Source organism: Cribrihabitans neustonicus, from assembly GCF_048820895.1.
Lineage (GTDB): Bacteria > Pseudomonadota > Alphaproteobacteria > Rhodobacterales > Rhodobacteraceae > Cribrihabitans_A > Cribrihabitans_A neustonicus.
This window is the reverse complement of the sequence record NZ_JBMERQ010000005.1, coordinates 81,042-97,302: the sequence shown is the minus strand read 5'-3', so window position 1 is coordinate 97,302 and position 16,261 is coordinate 81,042. Positions and strand designations below refer to the sequence as shown.

Below are 16,261 nucleotides of genomic sequence, written 5' to 3'. Positions count from 1 at the left end.
TACGAAAAATACCGACCAAACGGTTTTTATTTTTGGAGCACCGGAGAAGCGGGAGGACGACATGACGCGGAACACCCTGCGGATCGGGGGGGCTTGCGGCTTCTGGGGCGAGGCGTCCCATGCGACCACGCAGCTTCTGACGGACCCGGCGCTGGATGTGCTGGTTTATGACTACCTGGCCGAGATCACGCTTTCGATCCTGGCGCGGGCCCGGGCCAAGGATCCGGCGACGGGCTATGCCGCGGATTTCGTCCGCGATGCGATGGCGCCGAACCTGGCCGCGATAGCGGACCGCGGTGTCCGGGTGCTCAGCAACGCGGGCGGCATGAACCCGCAGGCCTGCGCCGATGCGCTGCGGGCAGAGATCGAGAGGCAAGGTCTTTCTCTGAAGGTCGCGGTGGTGGAGGGCGATGACCTGCGCGGCCGGATTGAAACGGTGGCAGAAGCGCCGGATATGTTCAGCGGCGCGGCCTATCCTCCGCGCGACAAAGTGCTGTCGGTCAACGCCTATCTGGGTGCCGGACCGATGGCAGCGGCGCTGGAGGCGGGCGCAGGTATCGTGATCACCGGCCGCTGCGCGGACAGCGCGCTGACGCTCGCGGCCTGCATGCACGCCTTTGGCTGGCAGGCGGACCAATTGGACCTGATGGCCGCCGGTTCGCTCGCCGGCCACTTGCTGGAATGCGGACCGCAGGCGACCGGAGGCAATTTCACCGACTGGGAGTTCGTGCCGGGTCTCGCCACGATTGGCTATCCGGTAGCGGAGATGCGCGCTGATGGCGTTTTCACTATCGAAAAGCCCGAGGGCACCGGCGGGCTGGTCACGCGCGAAGCCGTGGGCGAGCAGCTGCTTTATGAGATCGGCGATCCGCAGGCCTACCTCCTGCCCGACGTGATCTGCGATTTCTCCGGCGTGACCCTGCGCGAAGTTGGGCCGGGCCGGGTGGAGGTCTCCGGTGCCCGTGGCCGGGCCCCCAGCGGCAAACTGAAGGTTTCGACAACCTGGCATGATGGATTCCGGGCAGGACAGGTGCTGAACTTCAATGGCCGCGGCGCGCGCGCCAAGGGCGGGGCCTATGCGCAGGCGGTGCTCGATCGTGTGGCGGCGAAGCTTTCAGCGTTGAACGCCCCGGGCTTTGACAAGGTGAGCATCGAATGCTTCGGCGGCCGGACCGGGGAGGGGGATTACGAGGAAGTCGCGATGACCGCCGCCGTCCAGCATCAGGATGCGGCCGCAGTGGCGCTGTTTCTGAAAGAGCTGATAGGTGCGGCGCTGGCCACCCCTCCGGGGCTGCATTTCTTCACCGGGGCAGGGCGGCCCAAGCCCTCGCCGGTGGTGGCGCTGCATTCCAGCCTGGTCCCCGCGGACCTGCCGGAGGTCACGGTCACGCTCGATGGCGCGCCGGTTCCGTTTGAGGCAAAATCCGCCGCAGCTTCGGACCGCCACCCGCCGGCGCCGGAGCCGCCGGTGGCCGATGCCACAGGCAAAGAAATGGTCACCGTCCTGCTGGAGGATCTCGCCGTCGCGCGCTCCGGGGACAAGGGGGATGCTGCCAATGTCGGCGTGATGGCCCGCGTGCCCGTATACCTCCCGTGGATCTGGGCCGCGCTGACGCCCGGCGCGGTGGCGGCGCATTTCAAGGGGCTGGCCGAAGGGGCGGTGCAGCGTTTTTACCTGCCGGGCACCGCTGCGATGAATATCTTGATGCACAATGCCCTGGACGGCGGCGGCATTGCCAGCTTGCGCAACGACAGCCAGGGCAAGGGATTTGCCCAACGCCTGCTGTCCCTGCCGGTGGCGGTTCCAGCGGGTCTGGTTTCCAACCCAAGTCGGAGGGCGGGCTGATGGCCTTTGCCAGTCAAATCGATCCTGAAAGCCCCGTGTTCGGTAAGAACCGAAAGGAGATGCTGGAGAAGATTTCCGAGCTGCGCGCGCTTGAGGCGCGCCCGGTTGCCCTGTCCGAAAAGCGCCGCGAGCGGATGCACGGCCGCGGCCAGCTCACCCCGCGCGAGCGCCTGGCGCGGCTTCTGGACCCCGGTCTGCCCTTCCTGCAGCTGCACGCGCTGGCGGGCTACCTGGTGGACACGTCCGATCCCGAAACGTCTGTGCCCGGCTCCTCCACGATCATCGGCATCGGCTACGTCGAGGGCGTGCGCTGCCTGATCTGGGTGGACGACAGCGGCATCAAGGCGGGCGCCTTGGGGCCGATGACCGCCGACGTGATCCTCAGCGCGCAGGAGCTGGCCCTGCGCCAGAAGCTGCCAGTGATCCACCTTGTCGAGAGCGCAGGCGCCAACCTGATGGACTACAAGGTGGAGCAGTGGGCATTTGGCGGCCGGGTGTTCCGCAACCTCGCGAGGCTGAGCGCCGCGGGCCTGCCGACGATTGCAGTGCTGCACGGGCCTTCGACCGCGGGCGGAGCCTATATGCCCGGTATGTCTGACTACGTGATCGGAGTGAAGAAGAACGGGCTGGCGGCGCTGGCGGGCACTGCGCTGGTGGCCGCCGCCACGGGCGAACAGGCCGACGAGCGCGAGCTGGGCGGTGCGGAGATGCACGCCAGCGTTTCCGGCCTGGTGGAATACCTCGCCGAGGATGATGCCCACGCGATCCGCCTGGCGCGCGGCGTGATGCGCGATCTGGACTGGAACGGCTCCCTGCCGCCGGACAACCGCCCGGGCTTCGACGAGCCGGTCCTGCCGCCCGGGGACCTCGCCGGGGTGGTGCCACTGGACTACCGCACGCCCTATGACGTGCAAGAGGTCGCCGCGCGCATCGTGGACGGCTCCCGGCTCAGCGGCTTCAAGCCGGGCTACGGGGCAGCGACGGTCTGCATAAAGGCGCATCTCCACGGCATGCCGGTGGGGCTGATCGGCAACAACGGCCCGATCGACCCGGCGGGCGCCAGCAAGGCCGCACAGTTCATCCAGCTCTGCGGGCAGGCGGGCACGCCGCTGGTCTTCCTCAGCAATACCACCGGGTTTATGGTCGGGACGGAGTATGAGCAGGCCGGCATGATTAAGCACGGCTCGAAGATGATCCAGGCAGTAACCAACGTAGATGTGCCCCGCATCACGCTATATATCGGAGCCAGCTTCGGAGCCGGAAATTACGGCATGAGCGGTTTCCCCTACGAGCCCGATTTCCTGTTCGCCTGGCCCAATGCGGTCACCGGCGTGATGGGCGGCGAACAGGCGGCGGGCACGATGAACATGGTCGCCCGCGCCGCCGCGAGGCGCCAGGGCGCAGAAATTGACGAACAGCGCCTGGCCAAACAGAGCGCGGCGCTGAAGGCGCATTTCGACCGGCAGCACAGCGCCTTTTACACTTCGGGCCGCTGCCTAGACCACGGCATCATCGACCCGCGCGACACCCGCAAAGTACTGGGCTTCTGCCTGGAAACCTGCCGCGAAGCACGGGCCCGCCGCCTGAACCCCAACTCCTACGGCGTCAGCCGGTTCTGACGAGGGCAAAGCGATGAATGATCTGCCGCAAGATCCGCCCCTGTCCGCTCCGGCAAGCAGGCCTTTATCCCTGGCCTCCGTTCTGATTGCCAACCGGGGCGAGATCGCCTGCCGCATCATCCGCACCGCGAAGGCGCAGGGCCTGCGCACAATCGCGGTCTACTCCACGGCCGATGCCGGGGCGCCGCATGCAGCGCTGGCCGACGAGGCGGTGCCGATTGGCCCCGGCCCGGCGGCTGAAAGCTATCTCAGCGCGGAAAACGTACTGGCGGCCGCGCGGGCCACGGGCGCAGAGGCAATTCATCCGGGCTACGGCTTCCTGTCGGAGAACCCCGCCTTTGCCCGCGCGGTTGAGGCTGCCGGGCTGGTCTTTATCGGCCCTTCGGCCGCCGCGATTGAGGCGATGGGCAACAAAGCCGAGGCCAAGCGGCTTATGATTGCGGCTGGCGTGCCCTGCGTTCCGGGATACGAGGGCGCGGAGCAGTCGGAATCCGTGCTCACCGCCAAGGCACGGGAAATCGGCCTGCCGGTGATGGTCAAGGCCGCGGCCGGCGGCGGCGGGCGCGGCATGCGCCTGGTGACGCGCGACGGCCAGCTGGCCAGCGCCATTGCGCTGGCCCGTTCGGAGGCGCAGAACGCTTTCGGCTCCGGCGAGCTGATCATTGAGAAGGCCATCACCGCGCCGCGCCATGTGGAGGTGCAGGTCTTTGCCGATGCCCATGGCAACGTAGTCCACCTGGGCGAGCGCGATTGCTCGGTGCAGCGGCGCCATCAGAAGGTGGTCGAAGAGGCACCCTGTCCGGTGATGACACCGGAATTGCGTGCCCGCATGGGGCAGGCCGCCGCCGATGCCGCCCGCGCAGTCGATTACCGAGGCGCCGGAACCGTGGAGTTTCTGCTCGAGGCAAGCGGTGCCTTTTATTTCCTTGAGATGAACACCCGCCTGCAGGTGGAACACCCGGTGACGGAGATGATCACGGGCCTGGACCTTGTGGCGCTGCAGCTTGCCGTGGCGGGCGGCGCGCCTTTGCCGCTCAGGCAGGAGGATCTGCGGCTTGACGGCCACGCCATCGAGGTCCGGCTCTATGCCGAAGACCCGGCGAATGAATATCTGCCGGCCACGGGACGCATCGGGTTGTGGCAGCCGGCCAGCGGGCCGGGCGTCCGGGTCGATGCGGGGATCGCGCCCGGGCAAGAAGTGCCGCCGTTCTACGACCCGATGCTGGCCAAAATCATCGCGCATGGCGATACCCGCGAGGTGGCGCGGGCGCGGACGCTCCAGGCGGTCCGGGAAACGGTGCTTCTTGGCGTGAAGACCAACAGCGCTTTTCTCGCGGATGTATTGGCCCTGCCCGGTTTTGCCGCAGGCGAGGCGACAACGGCGCTGCTGGAGCAGGCCTATCCGGAGGGCTGGGCGGAGGCCCCGCTGTCCCCGTCCGATCTGGCGCTGGCGGCTGCCTTGCTGGGCCAGCGTGACCAGGACCGCGCCTTTGCGGCCGCCGGGTATCTGTCGCGCAGCCTGCTGGGGTGGGCTTCCGCGCCGCTGCCGTTCGCCACGACGGTGCTGATCCACGAGGGCAGCGAGCATGCCCTGGAGATGCGTTGCATTGGAGCGGCCTGGGAGGTGCGGTTTGAAGGAGACAGCCTCACGGTAGAGCTGACTGCAAAGGATGGGGACCGGGTCCGCGCGAAGGTCGGCGGCGCGTCCATTAACTGTACAGCCTGGCTTGACGGTGAGCGGGCGGAGCTTGCGATCGGCGCGCGCCGCCTGAGCTTCCAGCGCAAGCAGCCGGGCGCGCAGGAGGGCGCGGGCGCGGCCGGCGGCCGCATCACCGCGCCGATGCCCGGCCTGGTGCAGGAGGTGCTGGTGCGCGAGGGCCAGACCATCGCGAAGGGAGGGACCCTCGCGGTTCTGGAGGCGATGAAGATGCAGCACCAGCTCACCGCGCCATTTGACGGCACGGTCATTGGCGTGCGCGCCAAGGCGGGCCAGCAGGCAGCGGCGGGCGAGGTGCTGATCGAGATCGAGGAAGCGGCGCAATTAACGGCCAAGGCCCGGGTTCCCGGATAATCCGCCATGTGACCGTAGCAGCTGTATACCTGCCCCTGCGCGTCCGCTAACTCAGACACGGTCCGGCTGGACCCAAGCCAGGCGCCCGCAACTTCCTCAGGGCGCGGTTTCGCCAGCGCCAGGCCGGTCCTGCTATGGTCAGTGCGGAACTGAACGTGACCGGTCTAGACATGCGGCGGCCGGCGCGCCCAAGGCTCAACCGTCAACGGGGTGCTGCCGGCGGCCATGCCGTTTCTGCCTCCTGCGGAGGCCGCGCTTGCCGCTCAGGTCCGTGCCGCCTCGAACGCCTGCCAGGCCTTCTCGAAGGCCGCGAAGTCGAACTGCGGCTGGCGGGCCGGCTCCAGGATCAGCTTTTCGGTTTCGAGCAGCTTTAGGATTGCCGCCTCAAGGCTCCCGGTCACCTCCGGCGGGATCACCAGCGCGCCGTGGCGGTCGGCATGCACCAGGTCGCCGTCATGGATGGTGAGCCCGAAGATCTCGACCGGCGTGCCGACCTCGCGCACATGCACGAAGCCGTGGCTCGGCCCGACCGAGCCCGCCACCACCGGGAAGCCCTCCGGCAGGTCGCCAAGGTCGCGCATCACCCCGTTGGTGAGCGCGCCGCTGATGCCGAAGCCCTTGTGCACGGTGGTGTTGATCTCGCCCCAATAGGCGCCGATGCAATGCGGGAAGTCCAGGTCCTCGACTACGGTGACCGAGGGCCCGCTGCCGCTCGCCATGTGGCGGTAGTAGTCCATCCGGCGCTTGCGGATCACTTCGGGCGGCTCCTCGGGCGGGGACACCGCGGCGATCTTCGCGGTGCGGGCGTAGCCGACCATGGCGCCGGCACCAGGGTCGGAGCACAGCATGGTGCCGCGGGTGAAGGCATCAAAGCCGCGCTTGCCCTGGGCCACCTCGATGGCGTTGCAGACGGTGGGCGTGTCGACCCGTTTCAGCAGGTCCAGAAGCGATTGTTTCATAGCGTCTCCAGCCAGCGGATCAGCGCCGCCGTGGTTTGTTCAGGTTGTTCCAGGGTGGGCAGGTGGCCCGCTTCCTCGATGATCTCCAGGCGGCTCTGCGGCATCAACTCATGCATCAGCTCGTGCCGGGCGACCGGGCAGAGCGCGTCCTCGCGCCCGCAGAGCACCAGTGCCGGGCCGCGGTATGCGCGCAGCGTGGCGGCCTGGTCACTGCGGCTGCGCAAGGCCTTGGATTGGTTCACAAAAACATCCGGCCCTAGGCCCACGGCCATCTCCATGCAGATATCGAGGATTGCCGCCCGGTCCGGGCCGGGCGCGAGGTAGTTCGGCTTCATCTCCTCCGCCATCACCCGGCGCAGCCCGCCGTGGCGCACCGCCTCGATCTGCGGCGCGCGCCGGGCCTTGACCTCCTCCAGCTCGGCCAGCGGGTTGGTGTCCATCAGCGCCAGCCCCGCGATACGCCCGGGCGCCTGGCGCAGGATCTCCATCGCGAGGATGCCGCCCATCGAAAGCCCGGCGACGGCAAAGCGCGGCGGCGCATAGGACAGAACCTCCGCCGCCAGTGCCGCCATCCTGTCATGCCCGCCCATCGGCGCGGTCAGGATCGGCACGGTTCCGGACAGCGCCGCGATCTGCGGCGCAAACAGCCGCGCGTCGCACATCATGCCGGGCAGGAGCAGCAGCGGCGTCATCGGACCAGCGCCGCCCCCTCGGAGAGCGCCGCGAGCTTGGCATAGGCGATGTCGGGATCGACCGCGCCGAAGCCTGCAAAGGTGCCAAAGCCGCAGTCGCTGCCCGCGATCACCCGTTCAGCGCCGACGATATCAGTGAACCTTGCGATCCGCTGCGCCACCAGCTCCGGGTGCTCGACGAAGTTGGTGGTGGTGTCGACGACGCCGGGCACCAGCACCTTGTCCTCCGGGATCTCAGCCTTGCGGTCGCGGAACACGGTCCATTCGTGGGCGTGGCGCGGATTGGAGGTCTCGAACAGCACGTAGCGCGACTTGGTGGCCATCAGGGTGGAGAACACCTTGTCCATGCCGATGTCGCAGCAATGCGGGCCCTCGTAGTTGCCCCAGCAGATGTGGACGCGCACCTTTTCGGCGGGCACGTCCTGCAGCGCATGGTTCAGCGCCTCGACATGCAGGTTTGCGATCTTCACGAACTCCTCGTCCGTCAGGTCGCTGAACAGCATGTGCCGCGACAGCGCGAGGTCGGGGCAGTCGAGCTGCAGATCAAGCCCCGAGGCCGCGATGGTCTCGTATTCCGCCTTCATCGCATCGGCCAGCGCGGCGAGATAGGCCTCGCGGGTCTTGTAGTAGTGGTTCTGCAGGAACAGCGAGATGACGCCGGGCGAGGCGGCATTCATGAAACCGCGCTGCGCGCCATGCACGGCCACCGCCGCCTTCAGGTTGGCGATGTCCTTCTCCAGCTCGCCCTGGCCCTTGGAACGCACCTCCCCGGTGCACATGGGGCGGGCGTATTGCGGCGTGCCGCCGCCCTCGGCGAGGCGTTTCAGGAAGCCCGGGAACATCTTGAGATCGGCCGGTGCATTGCGCGGGGAATCCCCGGAGAACCCGGTGTAGCGATCCTTCACGTAAGTGGCATAGGAGATCTTCGAGGTCTCCCCGTCGCTCACGATATCCACCCCCGCCTGAACCTGCCTGTGCACGGTGTCCGAGACGGCCGCCGACATGCAAGCGTCAAAACCGTCCTGGTCGAAGGGCTCCTCGCGCTCGCGGGCAAAGATGAAATCCACCACCTCCTGCGTGCGCGGCAGCGAGCCCACATGGGTTGTCGCAATCCTGGTCATGGCGGCGTTCCTTTTTCTTCCGGTCATGTATTTGTCCTGCCGCGGGCGGCAGGCGGGCCCGCCCCGGGGAGGGGCGGGCGCCGGCAAAAGGGGCTCGATGCGCCTTTTGCCGGCTCCCTGCTGCCAGCCAGCCTTGCCGTCAGCCGTTCCAGGTGGCGCCGGCCGGGTCGTCGGTGGCGGTGATGCGGTAGAGTCCTGCGGTGCCGGTCATCGAGGGCGCGGCGCTGTAGCGCTCGCCGGGCAGCACCAGCGCGGTGTCGCCGTTCGACAGAGTGGTCTCCACGTCGTTGATGGTGATGCGCCAGTGGCCGCTGGCAGGCATCAGAACCACCGGCTTTGCGGCCTCGGCCTGTTCGCTCACGGCCGAGCCGCGGGTGAGGAAATCGACCTCGAAGCCGGGCTTGTCCTTGATCAGCGCGTCTTCACCGATGACCTTGGCCGGCTTGTTCGCCGCCAGCGCCATCAGGTCCCAGTAGCGGGCGACGTATTTGCCGATCACGTTCTCAATCGGCACCTCGGGGTAGGCCTTCAGCTCTTCCTCGCTCAGCACCGGCATCGGCTGCACGTTGTGCGGCAGCTCTTCGCCTTTCTTGCTGTCATAAAGCACGCCGTTGTTGCCGAGCATCAGCCCGTGCGCCCTGGCGTCCTCGATCACCTGCGGGGCCCAGGTCACGCCGCCGCCCGCGTCGTCGCCGCCGAGGATCGACATGATCATGCCGTAGTCCTGGCCGACGTTTTCAAAGCCGCGGAACATGCCGGTGGGGATGTTGAAGATATCGCCTTCCTCGGCGATGAATTCGCCCGCGGTGCCGTAGCGGCCCCAGAAGAAGCGCCAGCGGCCCTTGGCGACAAAGAACACCTCGGCGGTGGTGTGGCTGTGCAGCGAGTTGCGGCACTTGGGCGGCTGGCCCGCGGCGCCGATGTTGAAGCCGATCTTGTCGGTGATGTGCACGTGCTGGTCGGGGCTTTCGCTGACGCCGCCGCCGATGATGGTGAAGTTCTCCTTCTGGTCGGAGCCCGGGGTGTGGGCGTCGATGAAGGCGGTCTTGCAGGGTTTCAGCTCGCCGTAGCGGACGATGCGGTCCTGGATGGTGCTCATGTCTTTGATCCTCTTGAAATCTGGTTTGAAACGGCCGGTTCAGCCCGGGCGCCCGGGCGGGCGGTTGTTCAGCCGCCGGGCGCGCAGGCTGGCACGGTGGGTGTGAAACCGCAGCGCCGCCTCGCTGGCGTCCAGAGGAGAGGCACCGGGCCTCATTCAGAGATCGCCCGTCTGCAGCAGGATCTGCTTCCAGACCGAGGTTTCGTCGAACAGCGTGTACTCGCGGCGCAGGCCCCAGGGGCCGAACTCGGCGTGGCTCGCGCCCAGCACGAAGACTTCGGCGCCGGTCGGCCTGCCGAAGACGCCCCAGCCGTCGTGTTTGCCATGCAGCGTCCAGCGCAGCGCGGCGCGCGGCGGCATCATCGGGTCGTCGCGGCCGATCTGGTGGTGGATCTTGAACTCCGCGTTCGGGAAGGCGGCGCGCAGCCCCATCCAGAAACGGTCCACCGGGCCGAAGCTGTGGCCGGTGACGCCGCCGGGATATTCCGACTGCACCGCGCGGTCGTATTCGCTTTCGATCACCCGCATGTCGGCATTCATGATCCGGGTCAGGATATCGGCGTACTTCTGGCCCCATTCATTGTCATTGCCGTTGCCCTTGTAGGGGCCGGGCTGCTCGTTTGCCGGGGTGTAGGGCTGCACGCAGGCCTCTGGCCCGCCCTCGCGTTCGATCAGGTCGCGGGCATAGTCCTTGGGATTCCAGCCCATCTGGCGCACGATGGCGCCCTGGTCGCGGATCAGCCATTCGTCGTTGATCTGGTTGTTGATCGCGTGGCAGTCGGCGATGATCCGGTAGGTGAGCTTCTTGCCCGTCGCCTTGCCGTAGACACCGTCGCCCAGGTGGGTCGCGGTGGACAGCAGCCGGTGCGAGGACAGCATGCCTTCTTCCGGGGTGCCGGACCAGATGACATCTTCGCCCAGGAGGGTGCGGTCGGGGAACTCGGCAAGCGTCGCCATGGTCGCGGCGATCACGCCCTCGTTGCCGGTCACCACCGAGGCGGGCGAGCGCACGACGATGTCCGACGCGTAGTAGTCATGCAGCGTGGCAATGCCGCGGTCTTCCCAGATCTCCTTGGTGATGCCAATGATGTAATCCGGGAAGTCTTTGAACTTGGGGTCAAAACCCTTCATGTCTTCCATCCTTCAGGTATGCGGGCAGAGCCGCGGACGATAAGCGGGCCGTCGATCTCGACCCGGCGCGGACGCACTTCGGCGTCCTCGATCTTGGCCAGGATGATGTCGACGGTTTCGGCCACCATGCGGTTTGCCGGCTGGCGCACGGTGGTGAGGTCGTAAGTGGGCCAGGCGGCAACTGCGACGTCATCGTAGCCGATGACCGAGACGTCGCCCGGCACGCTGAGGCCCAGCTCGAAGCGCAGCGTGTCCATCACGGCGATGGCCATGTGGTCGTTGGCCACGAAGACCGCGTCCGGCGGATCCTGCGCGAACATGCGGCGGGTGGCCTCCTGGGTCTGTTCGGTCACGAAGTTGCCGACCTCGCGCGCGTGCAGCGCAGCGCCGCCCGCTTCCAGCCCGGCGCGGAAGCCCGCCTCGCGGTCGCGCTGGGTGGAGGCGCCCTCCCAGCCCGCGATATAGCCGATCTTCCTGTGCCCGCCCGCGAGCAGGAACTCCGCCGCCTTGCGCCCGCCCGCCACGTTGTCGGAGGTCACCGCCGACATCGAGGGATCGTCCTGCGCCCGGTTGAACAGTACCATCGGCACGCCAGCTGCCTGGCAGCGGGCGGAGAGGTCCGAGGACAGCGCAACCGAGGCCGCGATGATGCCGTCGACCTGGAAATCCAGGATCTCCTCGACCACGCGGTCGATGTTGCCGGCCGAATGGGAGGCGAGGAAGACCAGCACGTGATAGCCGCGCTCCTGCAGCGCGTTGGTGAGCTTCTCCAGCGCCTCAGGGTAGAACTGGTTGTTGAGGTAGGCCACCACCAGCCCGATGATCCCGCTCTTGCCCGAAACCATGGCGCGGGCCAGCACGTTGGGCCGGTAGCCCAGCTCGTCAGCCGCCTTGCGCACCTTCTCGATGGTCTTCTTCGAGGCCGAGGCGCCCGGTGTGAACACTCGGCTGACCGCCGACTGGCTGACGCCTGCGCGGCGGGCGACGTCCATGGATGTGACCTTGCTCGTGCCCATCAGTCTGCCGTCCAGCCGCCGTCCACCAGCATCGCGGTGCCGGTGACCAGGGCCGAAGCGTCCGAGGCGAGGTAGACCACCGCGCCCATGATGTCCTCGATCTCGCCCGGGCGGCCGAGCTTGATCTTGTCGAGCACCCAGGCGCGCTTTTCCGGATCGTCGAAGGTGGGCCGGGTGAGGTCGGTCAGGATGAAGGTCGGGCAGATGGTGTTGATGCGGATCTTAGCGGGTCCGAATTCCAGCGCCATCGCCTTGGTGAAGCCTTCGACCGCGAACTTGGACGCGCAGTAGACCGCGCGCTCACGGCCGCCAACGTGGCCCATCTGGCTGGAGATATTGATCAGCGAGCCGGGGCGGCCGGCGGCGATCAGCCCTTTGGCCACCGCTTGGGTGAGGAAGTAGGCGCCGCGCACGTTCACATCCATCACCGCGTCGAAATCCTCCGGCGCGGTGTCGACGGCCTTGCCATGCCGGGCGGTGCCGGCGGAGTTCACCAGGATGTCGAAGGGCCCGTTTGCCGCCACTGCTTCTGCCGTGGCGGCGACGTCTCCCACATCCAGTTGCAGCACCTTTGCCGCCCAGCCGCGGGCGGCCATTCCCGCGGCGACCTCCTGCAGCGCGTCCGTGCGGCGCGCTGCAAGGGTGACCTCGGCCCCATGCTCCGCCAGTGCCACGGCAGAGGCCATGCCGATGCCGGAGGAGGCGCCCGCGACAAGCGCGCGCTTGCCCTTCAGGCTGAAACTGGGGGTGCTGGGGAATTGGGTCATGTCATGCCTCGCCGACGGGAAATGGAATGCCGCCTGGCACGCGGGCCTTGTTGAACTCGCGCAGGCGCGCAAAGACGTCTACGCCCAGCTGGCGGTAGGCGTCCAGCAGGTCGACCGTCACCCAGTTCTCCCGGATCTTGCCGTTCTCCAGCCGCCAGAAGTCCAGCGAGCGCATGGTGATGCGCTGGCCCGAGGGCGCGATGCCCATCCAGCCGTCGTGGGTCACCGTCTGGATCATGTTGGGCCAGCCGGTCACCGCGGCGTATTCGCCGTCGCCGAAGAAGTGATAGGTGATGTCGGAGACGTATTTGCCGCGGTCGGGCATGCCGTTCAGGAACGGGATCTGGTGCCAGTTGCGGAACCCCGAGATGCCGCGGCCGGTGCCGATGCCCGCAGGGCCGTACCAGTTCATCCGCTCGTGCCAGAACTTCGGCATCTCCATCACCTCCGGGCCGCCCTGGCTCGGGTGTTTCTTCAGATGATTGAGCATCTCGACGATATGCGCGCAGGAAGCCTGGGATTTCTCCTCGTCCCAGGGCCCCGGCACGATGCCGTCGTGCGTGGCCGGGCCGGGGATGCAGAACTCGAGGCCGAGCGAGGGCGCCATCGGCCAGGCGTTTGCCTGCATCATCACCTCGGGGATGTCCCAGATGGTCTGGATCTCGACCACGCGGCCTTCCTCGAAGCGGCAGAACTCGTGGAAGCGCATGTGGGTCAGGTGGCCGGTCGGCGGGATGTCCAGCCAGGGCTGCACGAAGGTGCCGTAGTAATGGCCGCCGCAGCCGATCCAGTCGCCGCCGTGCTCGGTGCGCCCGCCCATTACGATCCAGTCGCGGCGCTCCAGGTCCGGCATGGACTGCAGCAGCGGCGCATAGCAGGTGTCATAGAGCTCCGCCGGCCCGGTCAGGTCGCCGAAGGGGTGGCACATATGCACCACCGCGTCCGGTGCGATCAGCTCATCCAGCGCGGCGCGTACGCCCTTCTCGCTGAAGTCGCGCATCGCGTCCCGCATCGGCGCGATCACCGCCTTGTTTCGGGTGTGGGTATCGGTGGTCATTCTGCGGCCTCTCCGTAGGCCACATTCTTGCCGCCATAGCGGCGGACCCGGATGTTGCACTGCTCGGCGTGGCCCACGAAGCCTTCGAGCATGCAAAGCCGCGAGCCGTATTCGCCGATCATGGTGGCGGCCTCGTCGGTGGTAACCTTCTGATAGCTGTGGGTTTTCAGGAACTTGCCCACCCAAAGCCCGCCGGTGTAGCGGCCCGCCTTCTTGGTCGGTAGGGTGTGGTTGGTGCCGATCACCTTGTCGCCGTTGGCCACGTTGGTGCGGGGCCCGAGGAACAGCGCGCCGTATGAGGTCATGTTCTCCTGGAACCAGTCGTCGCGGTCGGTCATCACCTGCACGTGCTCGGAGGCGATGTCATCGGCGACCTGGAGCATCTCCTCATAGGTGTCGCAGACGATCACCTCGCCGTATTCCTCCCACGACACCTTGGCGGTGCCGGCGGTGGGCAGGATGCCCAGCAGGCGGTCGATCTCGCTCAGGGTTTCCTCGGCCAGCTTGCGGGAGTTGGTGAGCAGCACGCAGGGGCTGTTGTAGCCGTGCTCGGCCTGGCCCAGCAGGTCGGTGGCGCAGAGCTCGGCGTCGGCGGCGGTTTCATCGGCGATTACCATGGTCTCGGTCGGGCCTGCAAAGAGGTCGATGCCGACGCGGCCGAAAAGCTGGCGCTTGGCCTCGGCCACGAAGGCGTTGCCGGGGCCGACCAGCATATGCACCGGGTCGATGGTCTCGGTGCCGATTGCCATGGCGCCGATCGCCTGGATGCCGCCCATCACGTAGATCTCATGCGCGCCGCCCAGGTGCATCGCGGCGATCACCGCGGCGTTGGGCTTGCCCTGGAACGGCGGGGTGCAGGCGATGATGCGCGGCACGCCCGCGACCTTGGCGGTGGCCACCGACATATGCGCCGAGGCGACCATCGGGAACTTGCCGCCGGGCACGTAGCAGCCGACCGACTGCACGGGGATGTTCTTGTGGCCGAGGATCACGCCCGGCAGGGTCTCCACCTCGATGTCCAGCATCGAGTCGCGCTGCGCCTGGGCGAAGTTCATCACCTGCTCCTGCGCAAACTTGATGTCGGCCAGCTCGCGGTCGCTGAGCGAGGCAATCAGATCGTCGATCTCCTGCTGGCTGAGGCGGAAGCTTTCCGGGCTGTAGTTGTCGAACTTCTCGCTGAGCTCGCGAACGGCGGCGTCGCCGCGGGCCTCGATGTCCTTCAGCGTGGCTTCGACCACGGCGCGGGTCTTGGCGTCATCTTCGGCGCGGTCGGCGTCAGACTTGCCGCGTTTCAGGTATTCGATGGTCATGGTCAGGTCCTCAATTGTCGGGGCGCGGAGGGGTCTTCTCCCCGCGGTCAAAAGCTTCCCAGCCCTCGCCGTTGAACAGGTCAACGCCGAGCTGGGCGGCGACATGGGCGAAATCGACGTTCACCCAGTTGTCGACGATCTTGCCGTCCTGGACCTTCCAGAAGTCCATGTAACGGATCTCGACCCGCTTGCCGGTGGGGGCGATGCCCAGGAAGGTGCCGGAGTGGGTGGCTTCCTGGCGGCCGAAGGCGGCGGCCCATTCGCCCATGTAGAGGCGGGCCTCGTCGATGCAGACCTTGTCCGAGAATGCGGCCTGGAAGGGGCGCTGCCAGTTGTCCTGAAATTCCTTCAGCCCGGTCTTGGTGCCGCAGCCCTGGTTGCCCATCCAGCGGAAGCCTTCGGCAAAGAATTCGCCGATGTCGCCGATGCGGTGGTCATTCAGCCCGTCCACCATGTTCTCGATCACGCGGCGGGTTTCTTCGGTCTTGCTCAGGTCCGTGTCTTTGGTCAGCACGGCCTGTTCGGGGCGGGAGCCTTTCATGCTCTGATCCTTAAATTTGTTGCCAAGGGATGATGTGTTCAGACGGGGAGGAGACGGCCGTCCGTCAGAAAATCCCTTGGCATCCGGTTGAGCGCCGGGTGGCGCCCAACGGCATTATGTCTTGCGGCGCTGCTCATCAGCCCTTCACCGCGCCGGCGGTCAGGCCGCTGACGATCTGGCGCTGGAAGAACAGGATCAGCACGAAGAGCGGGGCGGTGGCGGAGACCACGGCGGCAACCGCGTACATCACCTTGCCCTCGACCTGCGTGGTGCCCAGGAAGCTGTTGATCGCGGGGATGATGGTTTCGTTCTCCGAGCTGAGCAGCATCGCGGTCACCGCGAAGTCGTTGTAGGCGAGAAGGAAACTGAACAGGCCGGTGGTGATGACGCCGGGCCACATCACCGGGATGATCACGTGGCGGAAGGCCTGGAAGCGGGTGCAGCCGTCGACCATGGCGCTTTCGTCCATGTCCTTGGGGATGTTGAGAAAGAACGAGTGCAGCATCCACAGGGTGAAGGGCTGGTTGATCGCCACGAGCACGATGATGGTGGTCGGCAGGATGCCCCAGATGTTCCACTCGAAGAACGGCAGCAGGTAGCCCGAAACCAGGGTGATATGCGGCATGGCGCGGAACACCAGCGCGGCCATCAGCAGCCAGAAGGCGTAGCGGCGGCCGGAGCGGGCGAGCGCGTAGCCGCCGAGCGTGCCGAAGGTGAGCGAGATCACCACGGTGAAGAACACCACGATCCCGGAGTTGATGACATTGCGCCAGAATTCCTCGTCCACCCAGGCGCCCTCGTAGCCCTCGAGGGTGAAGGCGCTGCCGGTCTGCCGGATCGTGTTGACCCCGTAGATGGCGTTCTGCCAGTCGGTCTTGGAGAAGAAGTCCGACTGCACCTTGAAGCTGCCCCAGAAGGTCCAGAAGAAGGGGAAAGCAGCGATGATCAGCCAGAGCGCGACGAGCGCCAGAGAGATCACGGTGAGCGGCTGGATGCGGGTCCGGGACTTCGTGCTCACTGCCGGGACCGTAA

14 protein-coding genes are annotated in these 16,261 nt (G+C 66.9%); 3 read left to right on the top strand and 11 right to left on the bottom strand.

The window, feature by feature from the left end; all coding sequences use genetic code 11:
• The first annotated feature begins 61 nt into the window (after window positions 1-61).
• Genes ACOHWE_RS12940 through ACOHWE_RS12930 form a run of 3 tightly spaced genes read left to right on the top strand, consistent with a single transcriptional unit; the run spans window position 62 to window position 5,536 of the window.
• A complete protein-coding gene (locus tag ACOHWE_RS12940) occupies window positions 62-1,846 on the top strand; it encodes an acyclic terpene utilization AtuA family protein (protein WP_420666924.1) in 1,785 nt (594 codons plus the stop codon).
• A 59-nt stretch (window positions 1,847-1,905) separates the two neighbouring features.
• A complete protein-coding gene (locus ACOHWE_RS12935; RefSeq protein WP_420666922.1) occupies window positions 1,906-3,465 on the top strand; it encodes an acyl-CoA carboxylase subunit beta in 1,560 nt (519 codons plus the stop codon).
• Window positions 3,466-3,478: 13 nt separating this feature from the next.
• Window positions 3,479-5,536 (top strand): acetyl/propionyl/methylcrotonyl-CoA carboxylase subunit alpha, encoded by a 2,058-nt coding sequence (locus ACOHWE_RS12930; RefSeq protein WP_420666920.1) that lies wholly within the window; start codon window positions 3,479-3,481, stop codon window positions 5,534-5,536.
• Window positions 5,537-5,799: 263 nt separating this feature from the next.
• Here the strand turns inward: ACOHWE_RS12930 and ACOHWE_RS12925 are convergent, their stop codons facing one another.
• The 11 genes from ACOHWE_RS12925 to ACOHWE_RS12875 all read right to left on the bottom strand — a co-directional run bounded on the left by ACOHWE_RS12925 (window position 5,800) and on the right by ACOHWE_RS12875 (window position 16,247).
• Complete coding sequence (locus tag ACOHWE_RS12925) at window positions 5,800-6,495, bottom strand: RraA family protein (RefSeq protein ID WP_420666919.1); 696 nt, start codon at window positions 6,493-6,495, stop codon at window positions 5,800-5,802.
• Entirely contained in the window at window positions 6,492-7,187 is a 696-nt protein-coding gene (locus ACOHWE_RS12920) for an alpha/beta fold hydrolase (protein WP_420666918.1), read from the bottom strand. Before ACOHWE_RS12920 ends, ACOHWE_RS12925 begins: the two co-directional genes overlap by 4 nt.
• Window positions 7,184-8,308, bottom strand: coding sequence for a cobalamin-independent methionine synthase II family protein (locus tag ACOHWE_RS12915; protein WP_420666916.1), 1,125 nt, complete (start codon window positions 8,306-8,308; stop codon window positions 7,184-7,186). Before ACOHWE_RS12915 ends, ACOHWE_RS12920 begins: the two co-directional genes overlap by 4 nt.
• A gap of 139 nt (window positions 8,309-8,447) precedes the next feature.
• On the bottom strand, window positions 8,448-9,407 hold the full coding sequence (locus ACOHWE_RS12910; RefSeq protein WP_420666914.1) for a cupin domain-containing protein: 960 nt from the start codon (window positions 9,405-9,407) through the stop codon (window positions 8,448-8,450).
• 156 nt (window positions 9,408-9,563) lie between these two features.
• On the bottom strand, window positions 9,564-10,538 hold the full coding sequence (locus ACOHWE_RS12905) for a nuclear transport factor 2 family protein (RefSeq protein WP_420666913.1): 975 nt from the start codon (window positions 10,536-10,538) through the stop codon (window positions 9,564-9,566).
• Window positions 10,535-11,554, bottom strand: a complete 1,020-nt coding sequence (locus tag ACOHWE_RS12900; RefSeq protein WP_420666912.1) for a LacI family DNA-binding transcriptional regulator — start codon at window positions 11,552-11,554, stop codon at window positions 10,535-10,537. The genes ACOHWE_RS12905 and ACOHWE_RS12900 overlap by 4 nt, the downstream gene beginning before the upstream one ends.
• Window positions 11,554-12,321 (bottom strand): SDR family NAD(P)-dependent oxidoreductase, encoded by a 768-nt coding sequence (locus tag ACOHWE_RS12895; RefSeq protein ID WP_420666911.1) that lies wholly within the window; start codon window positions 12,319-12,321, stop codon window positions 11,554-11,556. Before ACOHWE_RS12895 ends, ACOHWE_RS12900 begins: the two co-directional genes overlap by 1 nt.
• Window position 12,322: 1 nt before the next feature.
• Window positions 12,323-13,378, bottom strand: a complete 1,056-nt coding sequence (locus ACOHWE_RS12890) for an ester cyclase (protein WP_420666909.1) — start codon at window positions 13,376-13,378, stop codon at window positions 12,323-12,325.
• On the bottom strand, window positions 13,375-14,688 hold the full coding sequence (gene hisD, locus ACOHWE_RS12885) for a histidinol dehydrogenase (protein ID WP_420666908.1): 1,314 nt from the start codon (window positions 14,686-14,688) through the stop codon (window positions 13,375-13,377). The genes ACOHWE_RS12890 and hisD overlap by 4 nt, the downstream gene beginning before the upstream one ends.
• A gap of 10 nt (window positions 14,689-14,698) precedes the next feature.
• Window positions 14,699-15,229, bottom strand: a complete 531-nt coding sequence (locus ACOHWE_RS12880) for an ester cyclase (RefSeq protein WP_420666907.1) — start codon at window positions 15,227-15,229, stop codon at window positions 14,699-14,701.
• A 136-nt stretch (window positions 15,230-15,365) separates the two neighbouring features.
• On the bottom strand, window positions 15,366-16,247 hold the full coding sequence (locus ACOHWE_RS12875) for a carbohydrate ABC transporter permease (RefSeq protein ID WP_315901051.1): 882 nt from the start codon (window positions 16,245-16,247) through the stop codon (window positions 15,366-15,368).
• Window positions 16,248-16,261: the final 14 nt, after the last annotated feature.

Bases quoted from the DNA above. Each gene is read 5' to 3' on its own strand.
- ACOHWE_RS12940 (WP_420666924.1), top strand. From the start codon at position 62: ATGACGCGGAACACCCTGCGGATCGGGGGGGCTTGCGGCTTCTGGGGC.
- ACOHWE_RS12935 (WP_420666922.1), top strand. From the start codon at position 1,906: ATGCTGGAGAAGATTTCCGAGCTGCGCGCGCTTGAGGCGCGCCCGGTT.
- ACOHWE_RS12930 (WP_420666920.1), top strand. From the start codon at position 3,479: ATGAATGATCTGCCGCAAGATCCGCCCCTGTCCGCTCCGGCAAGCAGG.
- ACOHWE_RS12925 (WP_420666919.1), bottom strand. From the start codon at position 6,495: ATGAAACAATCGCTTCTGGACCTGCTGAAACGGGTCGACACGCCCACC.
- ACOHWE_RS12920 (WP_420666918.1), bottom strand. From the start codon at position 7,187: ATGACGCCGCTGCTGCTCCTGCCCGGCATGATGTGCGACGCGCGGCTG.
- ACOHWE_RS12915 (WP_420666916.1), bottom strand. From the start codon at position 8,308: ATGACCAGGATTGCGACAACCCATGTGGGCTCGCTGCCGCGCACGCAG.
- ACOHWE_RS12910 (WP_420666914.1), bottom strand. From the start codon at position 9,407: ATGAGCACCATCCAGGACCGCATCGTCCGCTACGGCGAGCTGAAACCC.
- ACOHWE_RS12905 (WP_420666913.1), bottom strand. From the start codon at position 10,538: ATGAAGGGTTTTGACCCCAAGTTCAAAGACTTCCCGGATTACATCATT.
- ACOHWE_RS12900 (WP_420666912.1), bottom strand. From the start codon at position 11,554: ATGGGCACGAGCAAGGTCACATCCATGGACGTCGCCCGCCGCGCAGGC.
- ACOHWE_RS12895 (WP_420666911.1), bottom strand. From the start codon at position 12,321: ATGACCCAATTCCCCAGCACCCCCAGTTTCAGCCTGAAGGGCAAGCGC.
- ACOHWE_RS12890 (WP_420666909.1), bottom strand. From the start codon at position 13,378: ATGACCACCGATACCCACACCCGAAACAAGGCGGTGATCGCGCCGATG.
- hisD (WP_420666908.1), bottom strand. From the start codon at position 14,688: ATGACCATCGAATACCTGAAACGCGGCAAGTCTGACGCCGACCGCGCC.
- ACOHWE_RS12880 (WP_420666907.1), bottom strand. From the start codon at position 15,229: ATGAAAGGCTCCCGCCCCGAACAGGCCGTGCTGACCAAAGACACGGAC.